This window comes from Pseudoalteromonas sp. RW-H-Ap-1 (assembly GCF_048318575.1).
In the GTDB taxonomy this organism is placed as follows: domain Bacteria; phylum Pseudomonadota; class Gammaproteobacteria; order Enterobacterales; family Alteromonadaceae; genus Pseudoalteromonas.
Genome location: NZ_CP166996.1, coordinates 2833933 through 2859519, shown reverse-complemented (window position 1 = coordinate 2859519; position 25587 = coordinate 2833933). Strand labels below are relative to the sequence as shown.

General features: G+C 40.9%; 21 protein-coding genes and 1 pseudogene. 9 read left to right on the top strand and 13 right to left on the bottom strand.

From position 1 onward, the window contains the following. Window positions 1-46: 46 nt before the first annotated feature. From AB8618_RS13650 to trmL, 3 genes are all read right to left on the bottom strand, one after another. Complete coding sequence (locus AB8618_RS13650) at window positions 47-706, bottom strand: substrate-binding periplasmic protein (protein WP_409423964.1); 660 nt, start codon at window positions 704-706, stop codon at window positions 47-49. A gap of 9 nt (window positions 707-715) precedes the next feature. Beyond that, on the bottom strand, window positions 716-1390 hold the full coding sequence (locus AB8618_RS13645) for a TorF family putative porin (protein WP_138609609.1): 675 nt from the start codon (window positions 1388-1390) through the stop codon (window positions 716-718). 437 nt (window positions 1391-1827) lie between these two features. Then, the gene (gene trmL, locus AB8618_RS13640; RefSeq protein ID WP_178956626.1) at window positions 1828-2292 is read right to left on the bottom strand and encodes a tRNA (uridine(34)/cytosine(34)/5-carboxymethylaminomethyluridine(34)-2'-O)-methyltransferase TrmL; all 465 of its coding nucleotides are present in this window, start codon (window positions 2290-2292) and stop codon (window positions 1828-1830) included. A 156-nt stretch (window positions 2293-2448) separates the two neighbouring features. Between trmL and AB8618_RS13635 the strand changes: the two genes are divergently transcribed. Next, the gene (locus AB8618_RS13635) at window positions 2449-3279 is read left to right on the top strand and encodes a cation diffusion facilitator family transporter (protein ID WP_418157353.1); all 831 of its coding nucleotides are present in this window, start codon (window positions 2449-2451) and stop codon (window positions 3277-3279) included. On the opposite strand, the gene AB8618_RS13630 is transcribed toward AB8618_RS13635, so the two are convergent. Genes AB8618_RS13630 through AB8618_RS13620 form a run of 3 tightly spaced genes read right to left on the bottom strand, consistent with a single transcriptional unit; the run spans window position 3276 to window position 6304 of the window. Then, a complete protein-coding gene (locus AB8618_RS13630; RefSeq protein ID WP_409423962.1) occupies window positions 3276-4220 on the bottom strand; it encodes an alpha/beta fold hydrolase in 945 nt (314 codons plus the stop codon). The two genes, AB8618_RS13635 and AB8618_RS13630, sit on opposite strands and share 4 nt — an antisense overlap. Further along, window positions 4210-5637: an ATP-binding protein gene (locus AB8618_RS13625; RefSeq protein WP_413400827.1), complete on the bottom strand. Its 1428-nt coding sequence runs from the start codon at window positions 5635-5637 to the stop codon at window positions 4210-4212. The genes AB8618_RS13630 and AB8618_RS13625 overlap by 11 nt, the downstream gene beginning before the upstream one ends. Beyond that, on the bottom strand, window positions 5615-6304 hold the full coding sequence (locus tag AB8618_RS13620; RefSeq protein ID WP_413400826.1) for a response regulator: 690 nt from the start codon (window positions 6302-6304) through the stop codon (window positions 5615-5617). The genes AB8618_RS13625 and AB8618_RS13620 overlap by 23 nt, the downstream gene beginning before the upstream one ends. A gap of 166 nt (window positions 6305-6470) precedes the next feature. Here AB8618_RS13620 and AB8618_RS13615 point away from each other — a divergent pair, with 166 nt between their 5' ends. Further along, complete coding sequence (locus tag AB8618_RS13615) at window positions 6471-6959, top strand: Spy/CpxP family protein refolding chaperone (RefSeq protein WP_413400825.1); 489 nt, start codon at window positions 6471-6473, stop codon at window positions 6957-6959. A gap of 59 nt (window positions 6960-7018) precedes the next feature. Here the strand turns inward: AB8618_RS13615 and yacG are convergent, their stop codons facing one another. The 7 genes from yacG to nadC form a co-directional block, all read right to left on the bottom strand. Then, the gene (yacG, locus tag AB8618_RS13610; protein ID WP_054202591.1) at window positions 7019-7249 is read right to left on the bottom strand and encodes a DNA gyrase inhibitor YacG; all 231 of its coding nucleotides are present in this window, start codon (window positions 7247-7249) and stop codon (window positions 7019-7021) included. A 65-nt stretch (window positions 7250-7314) separates the two neighbouring features. Further along, window positions 7315-8991 (bottom strand): type IV-A pilus assembly ATPase PilB, encoded by a 1677-nt coding sequence (pilB, locus tag AB8618_RS13605; RefSeq protein ID WP_413400824.1) that lies wholly within the window; start codon window positions 8989-8991, stop codon window positions 7315-7317. Between the two features lie 135 nt (window positions 8992-9126). Continuing rightward, on the bottom strand, window positions 9127-9756 hold the full coding sequence (gene coaE, locus AB8618_RS13600) for a dephospho-CoA kinase (RefSeq protein ID WP_413400823.1): 630 nt from the start codon (window positions 9754-9756) through the stop codon (window positions 9127-9129). 2 nt (window positions 9757-9758) lie between these two features. Then, window positions 9759-10670 carry a prepilin peptidase gene (locus AB8618_RS13595; RefSeq protein WP_413400822.1) on the bottom strand — a complete coding sequence of 304 codons (912 nt, stop codon included), beginning with the start codon at window positions 10668-10670 and terminating at the stop codon, window positions 9759-9761. A gap of 635 nt (window positions 10671-11305) precedes the next feature. After that, on the bottom strand, window positions 11306-12535 hold the full coding sequence (locus AB8618_RS13590) for a type II secretion system F family protein (RefSeq protein ID WP_413400821.1): 1230 nt from the start codon (window positions 12533-12535) through the stop codon (window positions 11306-11308). Window positions 12536-12628: 93 nt separating this feature from the next. After that, the gene (locus AB8618_RS13585) at window positions 12629-13090 is read right to left on the bottom strand and encodes a pilin (protein WP_413400820.1); all 462 of its coding nucleotides are present in this window, start codon (window positions 13088-13090) and stop codon (window positions 12629-12631) included. Between the two features lie 549 nt (window positions 13091-13639). Further along, the gene (gene nadC, locus AB8618_RS13580) at window positions 13640-14485 is read right to left on the bottom strand and encodes a carboxylating nicotinate-nucleotide diphosphorylase (RefSeq protein ID WP_413400819.1); all 846 of its coding nucleotides are present in this window, start codon (window positions 14483-14485) and stop codon (window positions 13640-13642) included. Between the two features lie 399 nt (window positions 14486-14884). Here nadC and ampD point away from each other — a divergent pair, with 399 nt between their 5' ends. From ampD to AB8618_RS13545, 7 genes and pseudogenes are all read left to right on the top strand, one after another. Next, the gene (gene ampD, locus AB8618_RS13575; protein ID WP_413400818.1) at window positions 14885-15430 is read left to right on the top strand and encodes a 1,6-anhydro-N-acetylmuramyl-L-alanine amidase AmpD; all 546 of its coding nucleotides are present in this window, start codon (window positions 14885-14887) and stop codon (window positions 15428-15430) included. 287 nt (window positions 15431-15717) lie between these two features. After that, window positions 15718-16568 (top strand): annotated as a pseudogene (ampE, locus tag AB8618_RS13570) (beta-lactamase regulator AmpE). Between the two features lie 606 nt (window positions 16569-17174). Further along, a complete protein-coding gene (pdhR, locus tag AB8618_RS13565) occupies window positions 17175-17924 on the top strand; it encodes a pyruvate dehydrogenase complex transcriptional repressor PdhR (protein WP_138608204.1) in 750 nt (249 codons plus the stop codon). Between the two features lie 84 nt (window positions 17925-18008). Continuing rightward, on the top strand, window positions 18009-20675 hold the full coding sequence (gene aceE, locus AB8618_RS13560; RefSeq protein WP_413400816.1) for a pyruvate dehydrogenase (acetyl-transferring), homodimeric type: 2667 nt from the start codon (window positions 18009-18011) through the stop codon (window positions 20673-20675). Between the two features lie 10 nt (window positions 20676-20685). After that, window positions 20686-22602, top strand: coding sequence for a pyruvate dehydrogenase complex dihydrolipoyllysine-residue acetyltransferase (gene aceF / locus AB8618_RS13555; protein ID WP_413400815.1), 1917 nt, complete (start codon window positions 20686-20688; stop codon window positions 22600-22602). A gap of 163 nt (window positions 22603-22765) precedes the next feature. Continuing rightward, a complete protein-coding gene (lpdA, locus tag AB8618_RS13550) occupies window positions 22766-24193 on the top strand; it encodes a dihydrolipoyl dehydrogenase (protein ID WP_008114944.1) in 1428 nt (475 codons plus the stop codon). Between the two features lie 357 nt (window positions 24194-24550). After that, window positions 24551-25237, top strand: coding sequence for a tRNA-uridine aminocarboxypropyltransferase (locus tag AB8618_RS13545; RefSeq protein ID WP_413400814.1), 687 nt, complete (start codon window positions 24551-24553; stop codon window positions 25235-25237). Window positions 25238-25587 lie beyond the last annotated feature (350 nt).

The following is a 25587-nucleotide window of genomic DNA, read 5'->3' as shown; positions in this document are numbered from 1 at the left end:
TTATTGCATTAACATCTATCTTCTCTAACCCTGAGTTGTAGATTTGTTACCATTTTTTTCCTTCGGCATCGTTTCTAAATGCAATATAAAGGCTTTTATCTTCAAGTAATGTTTCATTCATTGATACTTTACTTTTCATGCTTGCCAGTGATTTATCAGTACTTAGTAAATAATTAAGCACATTGGCATCAATAACTGCTGCATCAATTCTACCAGCTGCAACTTTTTTGATATTTAGTACATCGGAGGGGACTGCATCACCCTTTATCGAACCCGCGGCAATCATATCGTCAAGCTCTTTAGTATTTACATAATCTTGCACCACACCTATACGCTTACCAGCTAAATCACTGGTAGTAGAGAAAGTGATAGGTTTTACATTGTTTTGTACTAACCCAAGTGGACCTGTACCTGTTGGATTTGAAAATACAAAATCAGACGTGTCATGCATATACTCAGGAAAATAACCAACATACTTTGAATTTGCTTGAGCTGCAGAATTAACTGCGCGAGACCATGGGAAAAAGTCTACAACAAGCTCGTGCCCTTCAGCTTTAAATGCGGCTTTTGCTACAGCAACAGATGCACCTTGTTGATCAAGTGATTTATCAGCATAAGGCGGCCAAGCTAATGACGTTAAGTAAACGGTATCGGCACAGACCAAGTTTGAAAAACCTAATAATATTAATAGTAATAATGTTTTCATAGCGTAACCTTAAAAGTTAAATGTTCTTGATACTGAAAGAAGTATAGTCGAGTCACCATAGGTGTCTAAGTCTGTGTCTTCATAGCTGGCCGATAAGTTCCAGTCGTTGATAGTGTAATTAGCACCAACACGCCAATGAATATAGTTATCATCATCAGCTTCCCACTGCCATTTGTCGTCATCATGGCTGAGTGAGTAGTCGGCACCTATATCAATCGAAAAAGCATCATTAATGGGAAAGTTGTGCGTGATCATTACAATGCTGTGGCCAGCACCCGTACCAAAGTAATCCCATGCATGCCAGAAGTTTAGATTAGTATTGCCATAATTGAACTTAGCGTACGCTTCAGCATAGTTATAGTCTGAGCTAAAGTCCTCGCCATGGTAGGTGTATTGAGCTATGCCTACGTCAAGGTTTATAGAATCGTTTAGGCTAGTAAAATAACCTAAATAACCGTCTGCTTCTATATCTGTACCTTCTCCAAAGTCGACATTTGATCCCCAAACGCCAGCATAAAAACCAGTGTCTCCAGCCCAGTCAAAGCTAGCCTGTAGGGCGGGGTCCTCTTGAGTTTGGCTAACACCATTGAATAAATAATCAGAAACAACAGTTACTGTTGCCGAAGTCGCTGCAAGTGATGAAGTTGAGCAAAGTAGGAATGAGCTAAGTAATAATTTTTTCATAATTTAACGTTTTAAAAAGAAATATTATCATTAGCTTAGTACAAGTTTATAGATTTTGAAAAATAGTCAGTGATAAGGGTCTGTTGACCTTTGTGGATTAAAATTTGTTCAAACTAGGAGCGGTTTAATCGCGGCGCGAGGTTTGTAACCTAGTGGGCTCGATAACTGCTCCTGCGTTATTCTACTGGCTTACATCCATGTAAGAATAAGTAAAAACCGAGCAAAAAAGAGTAAATCGCCCCTAGGCAGAACCCTTTGGGCAGCGCCTGTTTGGTATTGATGCTGCGTTATCGCCTATTTATGGGGAAAAACCATACCACATAGGCTCTGCCTTGCCTAAATACTAAACAGGCTGCTGCAAATTCAACCTTAAAAGGTCAACAGACCACTAATGCTTAATGGCGCTTAAAGTTACTAAATTTAAACGCCAGTTTAATTTATTGGGCGTTAGGAAAACCAAGTTGGCGCCAAGATTCATACACAAACACAGCTACTGCATTAGATAGATTCATACTGCGACTATCGGCTTGCATAGGAATACGAACGCGTTGCTCATTGGGTAATGCTTGGATCATTTCATCAGGCAAACCTCGAGTCTCAGGGCCAAATACTAAGCAGTCACCCGCTTCATATTGTGCTTGATGGTGAAATTGACTGCCTTTGGTGGTGCACGCATACACTTTTTTAGGCTGGCACTTTTCTAAGTAAGCTTCAAATGAAGCATGGCGTTGCACATGGCTAAATTCGTGATAATCAAGGCCAGCGCGTTTTACACGTTTGTCATCCCACTCAAACCCCAATGGTTCAATTAAATGCAGTGCAAAGCCTGTATTGGCACATAAACGAATGATATTCCCGGTGTTAGGCGGAATTTCAGGTTGGTATAAAACAATATCCAGCACAATAAGCCCTATAAAATCTTTAATTTGACGGGCTCAGTATACACGAACAATGAATAAAAAATGATATACTGAAAACATTAAATACAGCTTACAGCGGAAAGATACGTGCATAATCGCAGTTATGAATTTTGGGTTAAGGCCTCTAGTATAGTGACCATGGTTATGGTCAGCCTAATGATTGCGACCAAGGCATGGGCCTGGCTAGCGTCGGGTTCGGCATCAATGCTCGGCTCATTAACCGACTCATTAATGGATATCACAGCAACGCTAATGAGCTTTTTGGTTTTATCGTACGCGCTGCGTCCTGCGGATGACGACCACCGATTTGGCCACGGTAAAGCAGAGGCGCTTGCAGGGTTAGGGCAAGCTGCTTTTATTGCAGGCTCGGGTTGTTTATTGGCGTTTCATGGTATTGAGCGTCTCATTAACCCCGTAGAGCTGACACATTCATTATTAGGTGTATGGGTGAGTATTTTTGCCATAGTGTGTACATTAGTGATTGTGTATGTGCAAAATAAAGTCGTAAAGCATACAGAATCAATCGCTATAAAAGCAGATTCTGTACACTACAAAGGCGATTTAATTTTAAACGCTGCGGTGCTACTTGCTATTTTACTTGCTTATTATGGGGTGCTGTATGCTGACCCTTTGTTTGCCATAGGTGTGGCAGGATATTTACTTTATAACAGCTGGGATATAGCAACCGAAAGTGCCTCACACTTAATGGATAAAGAGCTACCAGATGAAGAAAAGCAAAGTATTTTTGAAATAGCCCGTAACCATAATGACGTTTATGGGGTGCATGGTATTCGTACTCGGCAAGGCGGTAAAGTTAAGTTTATTCAGCTGCATTTAGAGCTTGATGACAATTTACCACTTATTCGTGCCCATAAAGTAGCAGATGAAGTAGAAGCCATGATCACTCAGCAGTTTGAATCACAAGTGGATATATTGATTCACTTAGATCCACTGTCACTGAGTAGTTAACCTACAGACTCGCAAAATTTATACAGGCTAGTTAGCAGTGATTGGCGGATATCATCACGTTCAAAAAACAGCTCGTGCTTAGCTCCTTTAAACTGCTTGATTAGCGTATTTTTATGCCTACTTGCGAGCTTATGTTGGGCTTGATTATCAACCACTTCATCATTTTCTGCGCTGGCTATAAATAGTGGGGTGGTTATAGATAGTTTGTCGAGTGCTTTAATGAACGAAAAAACGGTATGCAGCCAACCATAAGTCACACCACCTAATTGTAACAGTGGGGTTTGCTGATAAGTTGTCCTAAATTGCTCGTAACGTATTTGACTACTGGTTAAAGTATTAAGCGCAAACTCTTCAGCTGAATAATCGCTTTGCCCTAGTGCATAACATCCTGAGAAACCAAATAATGACGCACTCGCAGCGATAAAATGTGCAATTGGTTTGGGTATTCCTTTGGTATAAATATCAAACATGGGCGCCGATAAAAACGCTCCACTAAAATCATGTGAATAACGTGCTAAGTAATCAAACGCAATGGCGCCGCCCATTGAATGGCTAAGTAGTAGTTTTTTACCTTGCCAGTGTTGCTGCACCACTTTTTCATTAAACTGGTTAAGATCGTGACTGTAATCTTCAAATTGTTTTACGTAGCCTTTGTGGGGGTTTTTTAATAACCGATAAGAGCGACCTTGGCCTTGGTGATCAACAATAAACACAGCAAAATTATTACAATAAAGCTCCCAAAGTAGCTCTTTGTATTTATCAAGTCCTTCAATGCGCCCTGAACTAATAACAATGGCTGTATGAGCATTTTTAGGCTTGGCATAAGCATAAAATAATTCCCCAGCTGCTGTGTTTAAATACGCTTTTTTAAGCGTATTAGTATAAAACTCAGTAATTGCAGACAGGTTATTTTCAAGCTCGCTTTCAGTGCTATAAAACATGGTCTCTCTTTTGTATTGGTAAGCTTACTTCAACGCATAATCCGCCAGCGTCTTTGTTTGATAAAGCTAAATTTCCGCCATGCGCTATTACCGCATTTTTTGCAATGGCTAACCCTAACCCTGTCCCCCCACTGTGGCGGTCGCGGGCATCTGATTGCCTAAAAAATGGTTCACACAACTTATCAAGTTGCGCCTTAGGTACGCCTGGGCCGTCATCACATATTTGTATGTATATGGTATCACTGTGTTTTAAGCTAATACTAATAGTATGTTGTGCATATTTAATGGCGTTACGCAGAATGTTCTCTAAGGCACTGGCAATCAACATTTCGTCGCACTTTATATTTGCCTCAACATTACCGTGTACAAGTAAGATTTTATTGTGCTGTTTTGCTTCAAACTGAGCATCGTTAATCACATGGTCAACAATCACTTGCAGCGACTGTATTTGCAGTGATAAAGGTTGGCTATTGGCTTCTAAGCGCGATACCTGCAATACGTCGGCTATCATTTTATCCAGTTGGTTAGCTTCTTTTTCAATACGCAACAAATAAGATTGGTTTGCCTCACTTGCCTGCATTTGTGCCAGCCCTGTAGCCATTTTTAAACGGGTTAGCGGGGAGCGTAATTCATGGGATATATCGGCTAATAAACGCTTTTGAGCGCTAAGTAGCTGCTCAAGTTGATCAGCCATACGGTTAAAGTCGCGCCCTAAAACTCCAAGCTCATCTTTTCGCTGACTATTTATCGCCGCACGCGCACTTAAATCGCCGTTTGAGAGCTTGATTGCTGCTTGTTTTAAGCTATTTATAGGGGCAATTAAGTTACGACTAAATAAAAAACTTAATGTAAGCGAGGCAATAATTGCCATGGTAATTTTTAACCAAACGGGTAATAATCTTAAGCGAATAAAGAGTGGTCGTTGCTGATTGATATCGATTTCATATAACTCAAATTCCCCTTCAGGAACCCGAATGCGTACAGGGCCAAAAGCTTGGTAATATTCAGTAAAAATAACCTGTGGCGACATGCCCTTACTAAAGTTAAGTAAACTTAAATCAATATTGCTCTCAATATTTTTACTGATCAACACTTCATCGCTATTTTGTGAATTTAAATAAAGCAGCTTACGTTTAGTTAAACGCGGATGAGTAATAATGTCATTAATAGAGCGCTTGTGTTTATGTGCGCTACGCTCGATACCTCGTGCCAAATATTCTAGGTTTTTTTGCATCGGCCCTTGTAGTGGATCATGGCTAATGGCGTTTATTAGTGAAATATTACTCAAGAAAAAGAGCGCTGTAAAAGTACCAATTATGGTTAGCCAAAACCACGTAAACACTTTAAAAAACAAATAATGTCGTGGGTGGCGTAGCCAACTAAAGCGCAGAGCTTTATTCTCCTTGGATGAAGGCATATCCCGCTCCTCTCATTGTTTTAATTTTATCGCCCTCAATATGCTCGGCTATTTTTTTACGAATATTACTCACATGCATATCTATAGAGCGGTCAAAAGATGCTAAGCGTCTGCCTAATACATCTTCGCTTATTTGCTCTTTACTAATTACATCAGGTGCGTGTTTTATCAATAAAGCGAGTATTTCGTATTCGGTGCCCGTTAGTGTGAGAGGGCTGTTATTAATACTGGCCTCTCGCGCAGCAAAATTAATAGTAATACCGTTTAAAGAGAGCTTTTTATTAGTGTTATTGCTTACACTATTTATATGTTCAATGCGGCGAGTAATTGCTTTTACGCGGGCTAGTAGTTCTCTGTGATTAAACGGCTTTGGTATGTAGTCGTCAGCGCCGAGTTCTAAACCAAAAATACGGTCAAAGTCTTCTCCTTTAGCGGTCAGCATAATCACCGGTGTTAATTTACTTTGCCTGAGTTGTTTCAGTACTTCAAAGCCATCTATAGAGGGCAACATAACGTCTAGTAATATAAGCGCGTAATCGTTTTGCAAGGCAAGTTCTAAGCCTTGTTGACCATCATGTGCGGTTTGAATGCTAAAGCCTTGTGCACTTAGGTATTCGCTTAATAATTCGCATAAACCGGTGTCATCATCAATCATTAATAGTTTCATATATAAAGCCTTACGCGCTGTTTATGGTTTTATTTTACGCGCTAAATTCATCAAAAGTTAGTCTTTACATAACCTTTACACTGCTTTGCGTTACTTTGCATTGAACCAGTTATAGTGAACATACTGGTTAGCAGCCAACAACCAATCCAATATTAAGGTGATGATTATGACTAAAGTAAACACGTTATCAAAATTAGTACTCATTTGCGGTTTAACAGCGGCAACGCTCAGTACGGGCAGCGTATTTGCAAAAGGCGATGGCTATAAACAAGGTCACTCTCAAGCGCGCTTTCTACTTTCTGAGCGGGCAGCTGATAAACTAGCGCTTACGCAAGAGCAACAAACACAACTAAAAGCGATTTTTACAGCGCAAAAAACGCAAATTAAAGCGCTAAGAAGCCAAGACAAAGACGCGCGTAAGGCACAGCGCCAAACCTATAAAGCGCAAATGGATGCGTTATTGTCAGCGCCAAATTTTGACGAAAATGCAGCAAAAGAGTTATTAACTGCACGCCAAGATAAGAAACAGCAATTGGGGTTAATTAAATTAAAAACCCAGCATCAAGTAATGCAACTACTTAACGCTGAGCAAAAAGAGAAGTTAGCTAAAATTCAGCAGCGAATGACCAAAAAGCACCGCAAACATAAAGCATAGCGTTTTAACACAAAGCAAAAAGCCAGCTAAATGCTGGCTTTTTTATATTACACGAGTGATTATTTAAAAAAGTCATCTTCATTTTTTGCCATCATTGCTTCAATGTCTTCAATCATGTCTTGATTGAATTCATCTGCAGAGGTGATGGGTGCTGAAATTTTATTATTTTCAAACGACCACTCTCCTAAGTCAATAAGTTGGCAACGCTTTGAGCAAAAAGGGCGGTGCGGACTTTGTGCTGACCATTCTACTTTTACTTTGCAGGTTGGGCAGTTAACCATAGTTGGCATAATTTACTCTCAAATTAATATAGGCTTGGCTGCTCAATTTATCGTTCAGCAACTAAGCATTTTATTTAAAAACTAGTAACGCGGTTTATCTCAGCCAGCGAGGTCACACCCTCTGCTGCTTTACGAATACCCGATAAACGTAAATTGTTATACCCTGCTTTAAGTGATACCTCAGCAATTTCTAATGAGTTACCACCACGCATTATAATTTGCGCTATTTCGGGGGTGATTTTCATAACCTCGTAAATACCAACACGGCCTTTATAGCCCTCAGTACAGCTTTCACAGCCTTTAGGGGCATACAAAACCATATCCTGTATTTGTTGTTCACTAAAGCCTTGGCGAATAAGTTCTTCACGCGGTAATTGCTCTGGCGTTTTACATTTAGAGCATAATCGGCGCGCTAATCGCTGAGCGATTATTAAGCTAATTGAACTGGCCACATTATACGCGGGTACGCCCATGTTTAACAAACGAGTTATGGTTTCAGGTGCAGAGTTAGTATGTAGCGTTGATAGTACTAAGTGACCGGTTTGCGCCGCTTTTATTGATATTTCAGCGGTTTCTAAATCTCGTATTTCACCTACCATTACTACATCGGGATCTTGACGTAAGAACGCTCGTAAAGCATTAGCAAAGGTCATGTCGGCTTTAATGTTTATTTGTACCTGATTAACCCCTTCGAGGTTAATTTCTACCGGATCTTCGGCGGTACTGATGTTTCGCTCTGGCTGATTGAGTATATTTAAACCCGTATACAGGGAGACGGTTTTACCTGAGCCAGTTGGGCCGGTAACTAAAATCATCCCCTGTGGTTGCTCTAATGCATCGAGGTAGAGTTTTTTCTGCTCAGGTTCATAACCTAATACATCAATACCTAACATGGCACTTGATGAATCGAGGATACGCATTACAATTTTTTCGCCCCATAAGGTAGGCATGGTACTAACACGAAAATCAATACTTTTACGTTCTGTCACTTTGAGTTTTATACGGCCATCTTGTGGCTTACGTTTTTCAGCGATATCAAGGCGCGACATAACTTTTATACGGGCAGATAGCTTACTGGCCAAGGTGTTTGGCGGGCTGGCTACCTCATGTAAAATTCCGTCGATGCGAAAGCGAATACGGTATTTATGTTCATAAGGTTCAAAGTGTAAGTCTGAGGCGCCTTTTTTTATTGCGTCCATTAAAATTTTATTAATGTAAACAATAATAGGGGCGTCGTCTTTGTCATCGTCTTTTGGCGTATGGTCTTTTTGTGGCTCAGAATCTAGTTCAGCAAACTCTTTAAATTCATCCTCACTTAAATTTAAGCTACCTGCAGCATCCAATAGTTGCTCAATTTTATGGTCAAGCTGTAGGTAGTCAACCACCACCACTTCACACGATAAACCGGTGCTAAATTCAAAGTTTTCAAAGGCACCATAATCGGTAGGATCTGAGGCGGCAATATATACTTTTCTGCCTTTTTGTACCAAAGGTAAAATATGGTGCTTGCGAATTAGCTTTTCTTTAACCAGCTCTGCTGGAATTTGTGCAACATTAAAGTCTTTTAAATCAAAAAAAGGCACTCTAAACAAATCAATACATTGCTCAGCTAAATCGTTGCTATCTATTTTTCCGCATTTAGAAATAAGTTCTGCGGTTGACGCAAAGTCTTGCTGCCTGGCTTTTACGGTATCGGTATCGACACGGCCGAGGGTAATAAATTTTCTTAGTAACGGTGAGTTAATATTCATTGCGCACCTGATTTAATCCTTCTTTACTCAGCAATTTATCAGAAAAAAGAAAGGAATACATTAATCGTACCAATGCAGCAGATAATTTACCGATAAAAAATATCAGTTTATTGCGCTGTGATTGGGTCAGTCACTCTATATTGTAGACTTTGCTTGCTGTAAATAATAACTATGTAGCTTAAGTAAGTCTTGTTTTACATCGTTTAAATCGCGGTTATTATTTAAAATATCATCCGCTTTTTGTTGTTTATGCTCACGAGATATCTGTGCGTCAATAATTTGTTTTGCTTGTTCAGAGCTAATATTGTCACGTTTTGTGGTGCGGGTAATTTGTATTTCTACTGGTACATCAATTAGTAAAGTACGATTACAGTAGCGATCAAGCTCATTTTCAAATAATAACGGGGCAACTAAAACCACATAGTCGCTTTGCGCGTTTTTTAAGTCAGTGAGCAGTTTAGTGCGTATTAAAGGATGCAACAGCTTATTGAGCCATGTTTTTTGCTCAAGGTTACTAAAAATACGTGCTCTTAGCTCGCTACGGTTTAATGCGCCATGTTCATCGAGTATGTCAGAGCCAAAATGCTTAATAATGGCATTAAGCCCTTCTGAGCCAGGTTCAACCACTTGGCGAGCTACAATATCAGCATCAACAATAGTAATGCCTAGCTCTGCCAACATATCGCTAACTGCGGTTTTACCACAGCCAATCCCACCGGTTAGGCCCAGCACCCAGTTATTTTTATGGTGTTGTGTATTACTCATAGTTAGTAACCAATAAAATTAAAATAGCTGTTTTGTAGTTGTGTACCCCACAGCATAGTTATCCAACCGGCTATTGCTAAATAAGGACCAAAAGGAATAGGCGTTGCTTTGTCTTTACCTTGAATACTCAGTAGGGCAACGCCAATAACAGCGCCAACTACGCTTGAGAGTAAAATAATGGTCAATAATGATTGCCAACCCAGCAGTGCGCCAAATACCGCCAGTAATTTAAAGTCGCCATAACCCATACCTTCTTTGCCAGTAATTAGCTTAAACAGCCAAAACACACTCCACAAGCTTAAATAACCACATGCTGCACCAATAATGGCATCGCTAGGGGCTATGGTATAACCCATAACTGAGGCGATTAACGCCAGCCATAAAAGCGGCAAAGTAAGCTGATCTGGCAGTAGCATGTGATCAATATCAATAAAAGTCAGTGCTACCAATGCCCAAGTCACTACAATGTACAATAAAGCCTGCTCAGTTGCGCCAAAAGTGTAAGCAACAACTAGGCTCAAAATAGCGGTAATGGCTTCAACGGTTGGGTAACGCACTGATATTGGGTTATCACAGGTTGCGCATTTACCTTTTAAAAATAACCAACTAAATATAGGAATGTTTTGCCATGGTTTAATGGCTGCTTTGCACTTAGGACAACATGAGTTGGGCTTAACTAAATTAAACGTGCCAGTAGTTTGTGAAGTGGTCTGTTCAGCCTTTGGGCTGGTTAGTTCATCGGCTAATAATAAGCGGCATTCAGTTTGCCATTCTTTTTGCATCATCAGTGGCAAGCGATATATCACCACATTTAAAAAGCTACCAATACATACACTCACAAGGCCAATCGTGGTCAAATAAAACCATAAGTTAGCCTGCATCGCGTTGCTGATATCAATAAAAATACTTTGCATTTATTTTACCTAAAACTAAATTCTGTGTTGATAATACAGTGGTTTTATATAAGTGCAAAGTTAGGTTCGAGGTTCGAGGTTCGAGGTTCAAGGTTCAAGGTTCAAGGTTCAAGGTTCAAGGTTCAAGGTTAAAGGTTAAAGGCTCGGGCAACGGGCAACGAGATGCGGGGCCCCCGCGTTTTAATTGTTCTGTAGGCGGGGCTTTATGCCGCGCAGGGCTATTATTCACAAAGAGGTTAAGAGACGCTTCGCTTTTAGAGGTCGTTAAGGTTACGGGTAACGGGCGGCAAGTTGCAGGGAACCACCCCGTTTTAATTATTCTGTAGGCGGGGCTTTATGCCGCGCAAGGCCATTATTCACAAAGAGGTTAAGAGACGCTTCGTTTTTAGAGGTATTTAAGGTTACGGGTAACGGGCGCGAGTTGCAGGGAACCACCCCGTTTTAATTATTCTGTAGGCGGGGCTTTATGCCGCGCAAGGCCATTATTCACAAAGAGGTTAAGAGACGCTTCGCTTTTAGAGGTAGTTAAGGTTACGGGCGCGAGTTGTAGGGAACTACCGCCGTTTTAATTGTTCTGTAGGCGGGGCTTTATGCCGCGCACTTTAGTTGCGGGCAACGGGCCTAGAAACTCGAAGCTAAATAACTGAACCTAGTTGGAATATAGGTAAGTACATGGCCACAATTAAGCCGCCAACTAATACGCCTAACACCGCCATGATTAATGGCTCAAGTAAGCTAGATAAGCCATCTACTGCGTCATCCACTTCTTGCTCATAAATAGTGGCAACTTTAGCCAGCATGCCATCAAGCGATCCTGACTCCTCACCAATGGCAACCATTTGTATTACCATATCGGGGAATATTTTAGAGTTACGCATCGCCCAGTTCATTTGGTTGCCTGAGCTTACCTCGGCTTTTATTTCTAAAATAGCATAACGGTAAACTGCGTTGCCTGAGGCACCAGCTGCAGAATCCAAAGCATCCACCAATGGTACACCCGCAGCAAAAGTAGTCGATAAAGTACGGGCATAACGTGCCACGGCAGCTTTATTTAAAATCATGCCGACAACAGGGAGTTTAAGTATGGCACGGTCGGTGGCATCACGCAGTTTTAAACTTCTTAAATGTGCTTCTTTAAATATATAACCAAATGCCACAACGCCAATGAGGGCTATCCACCAATTTGCTTGCATAAATTCTGAAATGCCAATCACAAATAAGGTAAAGGCTGGCAGTTCGGCACCAAAGCCAGAAAAGATATCTTGAAATTGCGGTACTACAAATATCAGCAATATTGAGGTAACAACGAACGCCACAACTAACACTGCTGCTGGATAAAACATGGCTTTTTTAATTTTTGATTTAAGTGCTTCTGACTTTTCTTTATAAAGCGCAACGCGGTCAAATATTTTATCAAGCGAGCCCGACTGTTCGCCTGAGGCTACTAAATCGCAATATAAATCATCAAAATAACGAGGGTATTTCCTAAGTGCGTTAGAAAGCGGTAACCCCGCTTTTACTTCATCGCCAATAGCACTCATGAGCTTACTCACGCTTTTATTGGTGGAGCCTGAGCCTATCATTTCAATGGATTGTATCAGCGGTACACCCGCCATTAACATAGTAGCAATTTGTCGAGTAACTAAAGCAATATCTTTAGGGGTGATTTTTTTCACGCTTTGCAAGCCAAACAAGGGCTTGGCTTTACGTTTTACTTTTGAGGGGGTAATACCTTGTTTGCGTAATTGTGCCTTAACTAAAGCTATGCTTGAGCCAGATAATTCACCTTCAAGCTTTTTCCCTCGAGCACTAACACCCACCCATTGGAAGGTATCTAAGCCTCTGTCTTCTTGCTTTTTTGCCACAAATATTACTTCCAACTGTTTATTAAAGCATAACTTACTGTGAAGAAAAAAGCGCTCAAAAGAGCGCTTAATTTTTTCTTCTGTGTTCTGCTATTATCCACCAGTACCAGTACCAGTACCAGTACTAGCAGTACCATCACAACCGGTTGGTTTGTGCTCTGCATCCGCATCTGTTGAACAAGTCCAAGCTCCTTCTGTTGAACGAGATAGTGTTACCTTTTTGCCATTTACAGCAGGTCCACCATCAACAGTTCCAACGATTGAACCAGAACCATCGGCTGGTGTAGATGTGATTACTGTTCCAGAGCAAGCTTTGTTATTTATACCCATTTCTGCAGTTGTCATACTTGCAGACGCCGTACCTTCATTCATTTTAATTTCGAATGCAGTTTTACCCGGTGAAATTTCCGCTAAACATGCTGTAACCTGAGACTTAGCTGTATAATTTTGATAAGCAGGCAATGCAACTGCTGCTAAAATACCGATGATTGCTACTACAATCATTAATTCAATTAGGGTGAAACCCTTTTGGTTTTGTTGTGTCATTGTTTGCATGTTTCCTCTCCTAAAGGATAATGTTGTGGTAAGCCAAACGGGTATAAATTATAAATATAACTTATGTTGTTTACTTAACCTGTTACTACAAAAAATAAAATCATCTTTGCCAAGTGGCATTTCAGCACTATTGGTAGTCACTATTTTAAAGTTATTACCTTAAAGTAATGACCTCAAAGCAATGACCCAAAAGTAACGCACAGCATGGCGGTTATTCGTTTCTCGTCCCTTATTTGAGTATAAACCCAACCATTAAAAGTTAGTTATAACCCGCGTAAGTTACAAGTTAATTATAAAAATAAACCTTGTCGTTTATTTTTATTCTGTCCCTTACAAATGCTTCTCCATTCTTTTTAACTAATTAAGTATTTAAAACTAGTCAATATGAATGAGTCTAACACTGTTTATTGCGCTTTTGTATTTAAAAACTTTATAAAAAACGCCTTTATTTAATAACTTGTTACAAATAGTCCTTTAGGATTATTTAATGCTCTTTTTAAAAGCTGTCAATCAATTAGCGCAAGAAACTATAAATAGTTTTTACATTATTTATTCAAATCGCATCGATAAATCGATTGATTGTAAATTTTTTGTAAGCGCACCACTTGAGATAAAGTCGACCCCAGCTTGTGAGTAGGCTTTTAGCGTTTCTAAGGTCATATTACCTGATACTTCTAACTTAGCGCGCTTATTTGTAATGGTAACCGCTTGGCGTATTTGCTCAGGATTAAAATTATCTAGCATTATAATGTCAGCGCCTGCGCCAATGGCTTGCTCTAGCTCATCAAACGATTCAACCTCAACCTCTATAGGTTTATCGGCATGATTTAGCTTAGCTTGAGCTACGGCGTTATTAATTCCTCCGCAGGCTGCTATGTGGTTTTCTTTAATTAAAAACGCATCAAACAATCCAATTCGGTGGTTTGCACCGCCGCCACACTTAACAGCATATTTTTGCAATGCTCTTAGCCCCGGAATGGTTTTACGGGTATCGAGTAGTTGCGTGCTAGTGCCACTTAGCTCTTTTACATAATGCGCGGTGGTGGTGGCTGTGCCTGAAAGCGTTTGTACAAAATTAAGTGCTGTTCGCTCAGCCGTTAAAATAGCGCGTGCAGAGCCTGATGCAGTAAATAGGGTGCTATTGGCACTCACAAAGTCGCCGTCGTTCACGCATATATTTACAACTACACTTGGGTCGACTTGTTTGAATACTTCAATGATTAGGTCTTTACCACAAAAAATGCAGTCTTCACGGGAGATCACTTTCGCATTGGCTTGCTCTGCTTGAGGAATAAGCTGTGCGGTAATATCGCCTTGTTCTGCGCTTTGGTTATTTAGGTCTTCATCCAGTGCTAAAGTAACAAGTTGGCTAATTAGGATATGCGAAATAGACATGAAAAAGCTCATAGTAGATAATAAATTAACTAAATTTTACTCTGTTTAATTACTAATTAGAAGCCGCTAACAACTAAACTAAAAATTAACGCGCTAATCATATTTTATCGTTTGGTATTACGCTATCTTTATGTGGTTAAATCTATTAGCATCTTGATATACATCAATTTTGGTTGATTAACCTGAGCTCTAGATAATAAATCTATCTCAAGCAGCTATTTTGAGCAAACACTGTGTTGAATATATTTACAATAGTGTTTTAAATTTTTCGGCAACGGGCAACGGGCAACGGGCAACGGGCAACGGGCAACGGGCAACGGGCAACGGACTTGACACCAATCCCTACCATTTTACTCAAAGAGCATTTGACATCGGGCATATAAGTTTAAATCAAATAGTATGAAAATAGATTCTTTAGGCGTTATAAATAATATTAGCCAGCGGGCGTGTAGCCACTTTGACGAGCGACCTGCTCACTGCGATATTTCGCTGCTAGTTATTCATAATATTTCATTACCAGCAGGGGAGTTTAACACCCCCTACGTTGATGATTTATTTATGGGGAATATTGATTGCAATGCACATTCTAGCTTTAGTGACCTAGAAGGGCTTAGGGTATCAGCGCATTGTTTTATTAAGCGCTGCGGCGAAGTTATACAATATGTGCCTTTTGAAAAACGCGCATGGCACGCAGGGCGTTCCTACTTTACTGGGCAACAAAATTGTAATGATTTTAGTATAGGTATAGAGCTTGAAGGCACAGATACAACTAATTATACCGATGCGCAATATCAAAGTTTAGCCACATTGGCGCAAGCTATAATGCAGCGCTACCCAAAAATAACAGCCAGTAATATAGTAGGGCATTGCGATATTGCCCCTGGGCGAAAAACTGACCCCGGAGCGAGTTTTAACTGGCGTAAGTTTTTTAACCTAATTAAATAACTAGGGTCTGTTGACCTTTCAAGGTTAAATTTGCAGCAGTCTGTTTGGTATTTAGGCAAGGCAGCGCCTATGTGGTGTGGTTATTCCCCATAAATAGGCGATAACGTAGCATCAATGCCAAACAGGCGCTGCCCTTCGGGTTCTGCCTAGGGACGATTTACTCTTTGTTGCTCGGTTTTGACTTAGCCCACTAGGTTACAAACCTCGCACCGCGATTAAATCGCCCCTAGTTTGAACAAATTATAATCCGCAAAGGTCAACAGACCCTAAATTAAGCGAGTAACTACATGATTTTGGTTTCAATAATAATAGCACTGATACTTGAGCGTTTAGGTGCTCGCTCTGCGCATTGGCAAATAAGCCATTATGCCAACAGCTACTTAAATCGCAGTGTTAATTTATTAACGAATAAAGGTTTATTTGGCACGGCTACTGGGTTTTTAATTTGGTTATTGCTGCCGGTGATTGCGGTTGCTTGTTTGTTTTTTTATCTGATTTTGCATTGTGGCAGCTGGTTTTTAATGTAGCGGTGTTATTGGTGTGCTTCGGTTGTGCTAAACAGCGTGCCTTATATAAGTCGTACCTCAATGCATTAACTCGAGGTGACCAAACTGCCGCCACTTTATATGCTTTGCAATTGGGGCAAAAGCGCACAGAGGAGCAGCAAGGTGGTGAAACCTTAGGCCAAACATTAGCGTGGGTTAATTTCCGGTTTTATTGTGCGGTTATATTTTGGTTTGTAATATTGGGTGTTGCCGGTGCTGTTTTTTATGCATTAGTACGTACCTTTGCTGACTTAGTGAGTGATAACCGTGATGAAGTCATTGCCAAGCACTTTAAGCTCATTCACCGCTTGCTGTTTTGGCTAGACTGGTTACCAGCACGCATTACTAGCTTTGGTTATTTAGTGATTGGTAACTTTAACAAAGGCACTAGTTGCTGGCTGCGCTACGTATTTGACTTTTCAAGCCCTAACCGCAAGGTTGTTACCTATACGGCATTGGCCGCCGAACAAGTTGAAAAGCGCTATTACGGCTGCACCTTTGAAGCCACCTGCATGATCAAACTGGTCAAGCGTAATGTACTTTTTTACTTAGTGTTAATTGCCTTAATGACTTTATTTGGTGGTTTAAGTTAAAGACTAGGGGTTAGGTCATAGGTGTTAGGTAGAAATTAAGCCAAGCACTGTGTTTAGTTTGGTGTTGGCGGGCTACGAGCAACGGGGAACGGGCTTAAAACCTTTGACCTTTAACCTAGAGCCTAGACCCTAAACATGCGCGAGGTAAATTCTCACTTACAATATAAAAGTATGTTTATATTAGGTGCTATGTTTTATCCTACTGCCGAACCCCGAACCCCGAACCCCGAACCCCGAACCCCGAACCCCGAACCCCGAACCCCGAACCCCGAACCCCGAACCCCGAACCCCGAACCCCGAACCCCGAACCCCGAACCCCGAACCCCGAACCCCGAACCCCAAAAATCAAAGTTAGCTGGTCTGACCATTTGTTTTTCATCTTATTAACCTTTCTTTACCCTCTGTGATCTGTGTATTATTTGAACTTTGTTTAAATTACGTTACGCTGGCCTTAGGGCTTTAAAACTGCTGTAAATTGACAGTAATTACGGTTTTTGATAACGTATGGCAAAATTTGGTATGACCAATTTACCTTTTGGTCAGGTCATTCAGTTAAAAGCCTTATTTAATGGGCTGCTAGCACTTATACAACGCGGACGTTGATTGATGTCTTTAAAAATTAAAGCGGCAAAATTATCTGATGTTATTTTACAACAACTTGAGAACATGATTCTTGAGGGGTCGTTAGCACCAGGAGAAAAGTTACCACCGGAGCGTGAACTCGCTAAGCAATTTGAAGTGTCGCGTCCGTCGTTGCGTGAAGCCATTCAAAAGCTTGAGGCAAAAGGGCTCGTAACCCGTCGTCAAGGTGGTGGAACGTATGTAAAAAATCAATTGGAAGAGGGGCTGACTGATCCGTTGTTTGATTTGATCAGTAAACACCCCGAATCGCAATTTGATTTATTAGAATTTCGTCATGCGCTAGAGGGAATTGCGGCTTATTACGCAGCACTTCGCGGAACAAGCAACGATTTTGCAAAAGTAAAACAGAGCTTTGAGCAGATTGCATTAGCTAAAGATGAATTAAAGCAAAAAGCCAAAGCTATTAATGACTTTCATTTTTGCATCGCTGAGGCGTCTCATAACGTAGTGTTACTGCACTTAGTAAGAGGGATGCAAAGCTTACTTGAGCAGAATGTTTTACAAAATTTAACGGTGTTACTTAAAAAGTCAGATATAAGCAGCCAATTAGCTGAGCACAGGCGTTTATTAATGGATGCAGTGATTGACGGTAATCCTGAACAAGCTCGCTTAGCGAGTAATGCGCATTTAGCCTATATTGAAGAAGCATTGCTTGAAGCGGGTAAAGAGCATTCGCGAATTGAACGTAGTTTAAGACGCACCAAACAAAATTAAGCAAGTACATTTACTGTTAACTTGAGTTAACAGTGAAGTATTCAATACATAAAATTAGTATTTTAAACATAAGGAAACCTCCATATGTCTGAAGTCAATAAAATTGACGTAGACGCGCTAGAAACACAAGAGTGGTTACAAGCTCTTGAATCGGTTGTGCGCGAAGAAGGTGTTGAACGAGCTCAGTTTTTACTTGAGCAAGTGTTAGAGCAAGCCCGTTTAGACGGTGTTGATATGCCAACAGGCATTAACACAAACTACGTTAATACGATTCCGGTTGATCAAGAACCTGCCTACCCTGGTGATGTAAATCTTGAGCGCCGTATTCGTTCAATTATTCGCTGGAACGCGATTATGATTGTATTGCGTGCATCGAAAAAAGATCTCGACTTAGGCGGCCATATGGCGTCTTACCAGTCGTCTGCAGCATTTTATGAGGTGTGCTTTAACCACTTCTTTAAAGCGCCAAATGATGTTGATGGCGGCGACTTAGTCTACTATCAAGGTCATATTTCTCCGGGCATTTATGCGCGTGCATTTGTTGAAGGGCGTTTAAGTGCTGAACAGCTTGATAATTTTCGCCAGGAAGTAGATGGCAAAGGCCTACCTTCTTACCCTCACCCTAAATTAATGCCTGAGTTTTGGCAGTTCCCAACGGTATCTATGGGTTTAGGTCCAATTTCTTCAATTTACCAAGCGCGTTTCTTAAAGTACTTAGATGGTCGTGGCTTAAAAGACACTAAAAACCAACGTGTATATGCGTTCTTAGGTGATGGTGAAATGGATGAGCCAGAATCACGTGGTGCTATCTCTTTTGCTGCCCGTGAGAAGTTAGATAACCTATGTTACTTAATTAACTGTAATCTACAGCGCTTAGATGGCCCTGTAATGGGTAATGGTAAAATCATTCAAGAGCTAGAAGGGTTATTTAAAGGCGCTGGCTGGAATGTTATTAAACTTGTTTGGGGTAGCGGTTGGGATATTCTGCTTGCTAAAGACACCACAGGTAAATTACTACAGTTAATGAACGAAACTGTTGATGGTGATTACCAAACATATAAAGCAAAAGATGGCGCGTACGTACGTGAACATTTCTTTGGTCGTTACCCAGAAACAGCAGCGCTTGTTGCTGATATGACCGATGAAGAAATTTTCGCCCTTAAGCGCGGTGGTCATGAGCCTTCAAAACTGTTTGCTGCATTTAAAAAAGCAGAAGAGACGAAAGGTCGTCCAACAGTAATCCTTGCTAAAACAGTAAAAGGTTACGGTATGGGTGAAGCGGCTGAAGGTAAAAACATTGCGCACCAAGTTAAGAAAATGGATATGTCGCATGTGGCTCACTTACGCTCACGTTTAGGCTTAGATGATTTAGTATCTGAAGAGCAATTAAAAGAGCTACCATACTTAGAGCTTGAAAAAGATTCTCCAGAGTACAAGTATCTTCATGCACGTCGTGAGGCGCTTCAAGGTTACACGCCAACACGTATTGCCAAGTTCTCTGAAAAGTTACAGTTACCAGAAGTAGATGCGTTCAAGCCATTACTTGAAGAGCAAAAGCGTGATATTTCAACTACTATGGGCTTTGTACGTGCACTTAATATCTTATTAAAAGATAAAGGCATTGGTAAAAACATTGTGCCAATTATTGCCGATGAAGCACGTACTTTTGGTATGGAAGGCTTATTCCGTCAAATCGGTATTTACAACCCACATGGCCAAAATTACACCCCTCAAGACCGTGATATTGTTTCTTACTACAAAGAAGCAACCTCAGGACAAGTACTACAAGAAGGGATTAATGAGCTAGGTGCAATGTCGTCATGGGTTGCTGCTGCAACATCTTACAGCACTAACGACTTACCGATGATCCCATTCTACATTTACTACTCTATGTTTGGTTTCCAACGTGTTGGCGACATGGCATGGATGGCAGGGGATCAACAAGCACGTGGTTTCTTATTAGGTGCTACAGCGGGTCGTACAACGCTAAATGGCGAAGGCTTACAGCATGAAGATGGGCACAGCCACATTCTTGCAAACACGGTACCTAACTGTATTTCTTACGATCCTACTTATGCATTTGAAGTAGCGGTTATCGTGCAAGACGGTATTCGTCGTATGTACGGTGAAGAGCAAGAAAATATTTACTACTACCTAACGCTAATGAACGAAAACTACCATCAGCCAGCAATGCCAGAAGGCGCTGAAGAAGGTATTCGTAAAGGTATCTACAAGCTAGAAAGCTACGAAGGTAAAAAAGCCAACGTACAGCTATTAAGCTCAGGTACTATCATGACTGAAGTGCGCAAAGCTGCTGCAATCTTAAGCGAAGAGTTTGGTATTGCGTCTGATGTTTACTCAGTAACTTCATTCAATGAACTTACCCGTGATGGACAAGATGTTGAACGTTTCAACATGCTTAACCCAGAAAGCGAGCTAAAAACGCCATACATTACTAGCGTATTAAACGACTCTGTCACTGTTGCTGCAACGGATTACATGAAAAACTACGCAGAACAAGCGCGTTCATTTATTCCAAGCAATAACTACAAAGTATTGGGTACAGATGGTTACGGTCGTTCAGACAGCCGTGAAAACCTACGTCGTCACTTTGAAGTTAACGCAAGCTACGTGGTAGTTGCGACATTATCTGAACTTGCTAAACGTGGTGAAGTTGAAAAGTCAGTAGTTGTTGAAGCAATTAAAAAATTCAACATCGACACGAACAAACTAAATCCACTGTACGCATAAGAGGTTTGCAATGAGTATTGAAATTAAAGTACCTGATATCGGTGGCGATGAAGTAGAAGTAACCGAAATACTAGTGAGCGTTGGCGATAAAGTTGAAGTTGACCAATCACTATTAAGTGTTGAAGGTGATAAAGCTGCGATGGAAGTACCTGCTGAACAAGCCGGTACGGTAAAAGAAATTAAAGTAAATGTGGGTGACACTGTTACCACTGGCACTTTAGTGTTCATCTTTGAAGGTGAAGCGCAAGATTCTGCTGCTGACTCTAAAGAAGCTGAAAAAACCGAGAAAGCAGCACCTGCTGCGTCATCGGCTTCATCAACCAAAGAAGTCACAGTGCCAGATATTGGTGATGACGAAGTTGAAGTAACTGAAATTATGGTTGCGGTTGGCGATAGCGTAGAAGAAGAGCAATCTATCTTAAACGTTGAAGGCGACAAAGCGGCAATTGAAGTACCAGCACCCTTTGCCGGTACAGTAAAAGAAATTAAAGTAAATACTGGTGACAAAGTGAAAACGGGTTCATTAGTATTTGTTTTTGAAGTGTCAGGTGGTGATAACCAAAGTGCCCCTGCAGCGGATTCAAAAGCACAAGAGAAGCCTGCTGAACAAGCATCGGCATCAAGCACTAAAGAAGTTAGCGTGCCTGATATTGGTGATGACGAAGTTGAAGTAACAGAAGTTATGGTTGCGGTTGGCGATAGCGTAGAAGAAGAGCAATCTATCTTAAACGTTGAAGGCGACAAAGCAGCTATGGAAGTACCGGCGCCGTTTGCAGGTACTGTTAAAGAGATTAAAGTAGCGACTGGCGATAAAGTTAAAACTGGCTCATTGATTTTTGTATTTGAAGTGGCTGGTAGTGCAACAGCTGCAGCACCTGCAGAAAAATCAGCACCAGCGCCTAAAACAGAATCTAAGCCGGCAGCTCAGGCTGAGTCAAAACCAGCAGCATCATCTGCTAAAGCAAGCTCTGAAAGCTTTGAAAACAACAGCGCTTATGCACATGCATCGCCAGTAGTTCGCCGTTTAGCACGTGAGTTTGGTATTAACCTTGCCAACGTTAAAGGCACGGGCCGTAAAAACCGTGTTGTTAAAGAAGACGTGCAAAACTATGTTAAGCAACTGGTTAAGCAAGTTGAGTCTGGTCAAGTACCAGCAGCTAAAGGCAATGCGGGTGGCGGTGAGCTTGGTTTAATTCCATGGCCAAAAGTTGATTTTGCTAAGTTTGGTGAAATAGAAGAGAAAAAACTCTCTCGTATCCAAAAGCTGTCAGGTAAAAACTTACACCGTAACTGGGTGCAAATCCCACATGTTACCCAGTTTGATGAAGCGGATATCACGAGCCTTGAGCAATTCCGTAAAGAGCAAAATGCCCTTAACGAGAAGAAAAAGCTAGACGTTAAAATTACGCCACTCGTGTTTGTAATGAAAGCAGCTGCTAAAGCGCTTGCTGAGTTCCCTACATTCAACTCATCGCTTTCAGAGGATGGCGAAAGCTTAATCCTTAAAAAGTACATTAATATTGGTGTAGCGGTTGATACGCCAAATGGCTTAGTTGTACCAGTGTTTAAAGATGTTGATAAAAAAGGCATTATTGAACTATCTCGTGAACTAATGGAAGTGTCTGTTAAAGCGCGTGATGGCAAGTTAAGTTCATCAGATATGCAAGGTGGTTGTTTTACTATTTCAAGCCTAGGTGGCATTGGCGGTACGGCATTTACGCCGATTGTGAATGCGCCTGAGGTGGCAATTTTAGGTGTGTCAAAATCTGAAATGAAGCCTAAGTGGAATGGTAAAGAGTTTGAGCCTAAGCTAATGGTTCCACTTTCAATGTCTTACGACCATAGAGTGATTGACGGTGCACTTGCTGCACGCTTTACTGTTACTCTTGCAAGTTACATGAGTGATATACGCCAGTTAGTGATGTGATCACTACAGAGTGAGTAAAATCAAATCCCAGCCAGTTGTTTTTAGCTGGGATTTTTATCATTTGCAATGATACAATATTTGCACAAATGCCCTTTTCTGCCTTGCAGAAACATGGCAGTTAAATTTTGGGGCTGTGTCCCGTTCAAACAATAAAGGTAATAGCATGAGCAACGAATTAAAAACTCAAGTTGTTGTACTAGGCGGTGGTCCTGGTGGTTACTCTGCGGCTTTTCGCGCTGCTGACTTGGGCTTAGAAGTTACATTAGTAGAATCTCGCGAGACATTAGGCGGTGTATGTCTTAATGTTGGTTGTATTCCTTCTAAAGCACTTTTACACGTAGCTAAAGTGATTGATGATGCTGCAGAAATGTCATCTCACGGCGTTACTTTTGGCGCACCAAAAATTGACTTAGATGAAGTTCGTTCTTGGAAAGACTCTGTTGTTGGTCAGCTTACAGGTGGCTTAGACGGCATGGCTAAAATGCGTAAAGTAAAAGTTGTATCTGGTTATGGTAAATTTACTGGTAGCAATACTTTAGATGTTGAAGGCGCTGACGGTAAAACAACCATTACCTTTGATAACGCAATTATTGCTGCGGGTTCTAAACCTGTAAACTTACCTTTCATCCCTGAGGATGATCGCGTTATTGATTCAACGGGCGCGCTAGAGCTTAAAGATGTTCCTGAAAAGCTACTTGTTTTAGGTGGTGGTATTATCGGTCTTGAAATGGGTACGGTTTACCGTGCACTAGGTTCTGCAATTGATGTTGTAGAATTTGCAGACCAACTTGTTCCTGCTGCTGATAAAGACATCATTAAAATTTACCAAAAGCATGTTAAAGACAAGTTTAATGTAATGCTTTCAACTAAAGTAACTGGCGTTGAAGCAAAAGACGACGGTTTATATGTTACGTTTGAAGGCAAAAATGCACCGGCAGAGCCAGTACGTTACGACAAAGTACTTGTTGCTGTAGGTCGTACACCAAATGGTAACATGTTAGACGCTGATAAAGCGGGTGTGAATGTTGATGAGCGTGGTTTTATTAACGTTGATAAGCAATTACGTACTAACGTAGAACATATTTTTGCGATTGGTGACTTAGTGGGTCAACCTATGCTTGCGCATAAAGCGGTTCATGAAGGCCATGTTGCAGCAGAAGTTATCTCTGGTCAAAAACATTACTTTGATCCTAAGTGTATTCCTTCAATTGCTTACACTGACCCTGAAATTGCATGGGCGGGTGTAACTGAAAAAGAAGCGAAAGAGCAAGGTTTAAGCATTGAAACAGCTGTATTCCCTTGGGCTGCATCGGGTCGTGCTATTGCTTCTTCACGTACTGAAGGTTCTACTAAGCTTATTTTTGATAAAGAAAGCGGCCGTATTATCGGTGGTGCTATGATTGGTATTAACGCAGGCGAAATGCTGGGCGAAATCGGTCTAGGTATTGAAATGGGTGCAGATGGTGAAGACCTAGCGCTAACAATTCATGCTCACCCAACATTGAACGAATCAATCGGCCTTGCTGCTGAAATATTTGAAGGTTCAATCACTGATTTACCAAACAAAAAAGCAGTTAAAAAGAAGAAGTAATTTCTTTTAGTTAATCGCGATAAAAAACCCAAGCCTCGGCTTGGGTTTTTTGTTTTTATAGCCTCAGCGTTTAGCAAAAGATTGTTCTGTGTAGCGCAGTCTCTATGGTGCAAAAACAAAGACTAAAGCATGTCGAGCTGCGAGTGTCGGCCAACGGGCTTAAAACCCTAAATTAAACCTGCGCGAGATAAATTCACGCCTGCAACATAAAAGTTATGCTTGCAAAAAGCTCGGTGTTTTATTTTACTAGCGCCCGTAGCCCGTAGCCCGTAGCCCGTAGCCCGTAGCCCGCAGATATCTATTTTCTTTTATTTTAGCTACAATGCGCAGCCATCAATTTATAGGTAAATACCCACAGTGACCCAGAGTTTAAAAAATTCAGTTTTAGCATTACGTGCCCAGCAAATAAGTGAATCTCGACGTGAGTTTAATGCCCGTGGTGGAAAAATGGATCGCTGTGAGCAATGCTTAATTGCCAAGCATTACTGTATTTGTGAGGGCGCTGAGTACGCAAGCTGCAACGCTGCTGTATGTTTATTGATGTATCACAATGAAAGTTTTAAACCGTCTAACACTGGGCGTTTAATTGCTGAAATAGTCCCCGATAATTATGCGTTTCGTTGGGATAGAACCTCTCCAGATCCTGCTTTATTAGCCTTGTTGAATAATGATAAATATCAGCCTTTTGTGATTTTTCCGGCTGAAGATGTTGAAACTGATAGGGTGGTAACCCAGGTTGAAACGCTTGAAGGTAAACAGCCATTGTTTATATTTTTAGATGGTACATGGCGTGAAGCTAAAAAAATGATTCGTAAGAGTCCTTATTTAGATAACTTACCTGTGCTTTCTATTACCGCAGAAAAACTCTCTGATTACCGATTACGTGTAGCTCCCCATGCTCACCAGTTAGGTACGGCAGAAGTGGCTATTATGGTATTGGCATTAGCTGGTGAAGTTGATGCAAGTACTAAATTAGAGCAGCATTTTATTAAGTTTCGCGACGCTTATTTACTTGGTAAGCGTAACAAAGGCAGGCCTGAATAAAGTGCAGGGTATTAATACGAAAAAAGCTGAATTTGACACTTGAGTATAGCGTAAACATATATAATTTTGGCTGACCGCTGACTTTTAGGCAAAAGAAAAGCGCGAACCATCTCTAGTCGCGCTTGCGGAATCTTCTAACTTTGTTGCATCCTGCAATTGAACCTAATCAACTCCAATTTTTACGATCCGTGTTATTACAATATTACTTTCTAGTTCTATGTAATATAGGCTATCCGGGCCTGTCTCCATAATTCCCTAAAACATCCTGTAAGGTAAAATCTATTACCAATCCTTATTGCACATCCTAGTGCATCCCTTTTGCTACCATTCCGTTGTGTTACCCTAAAGGC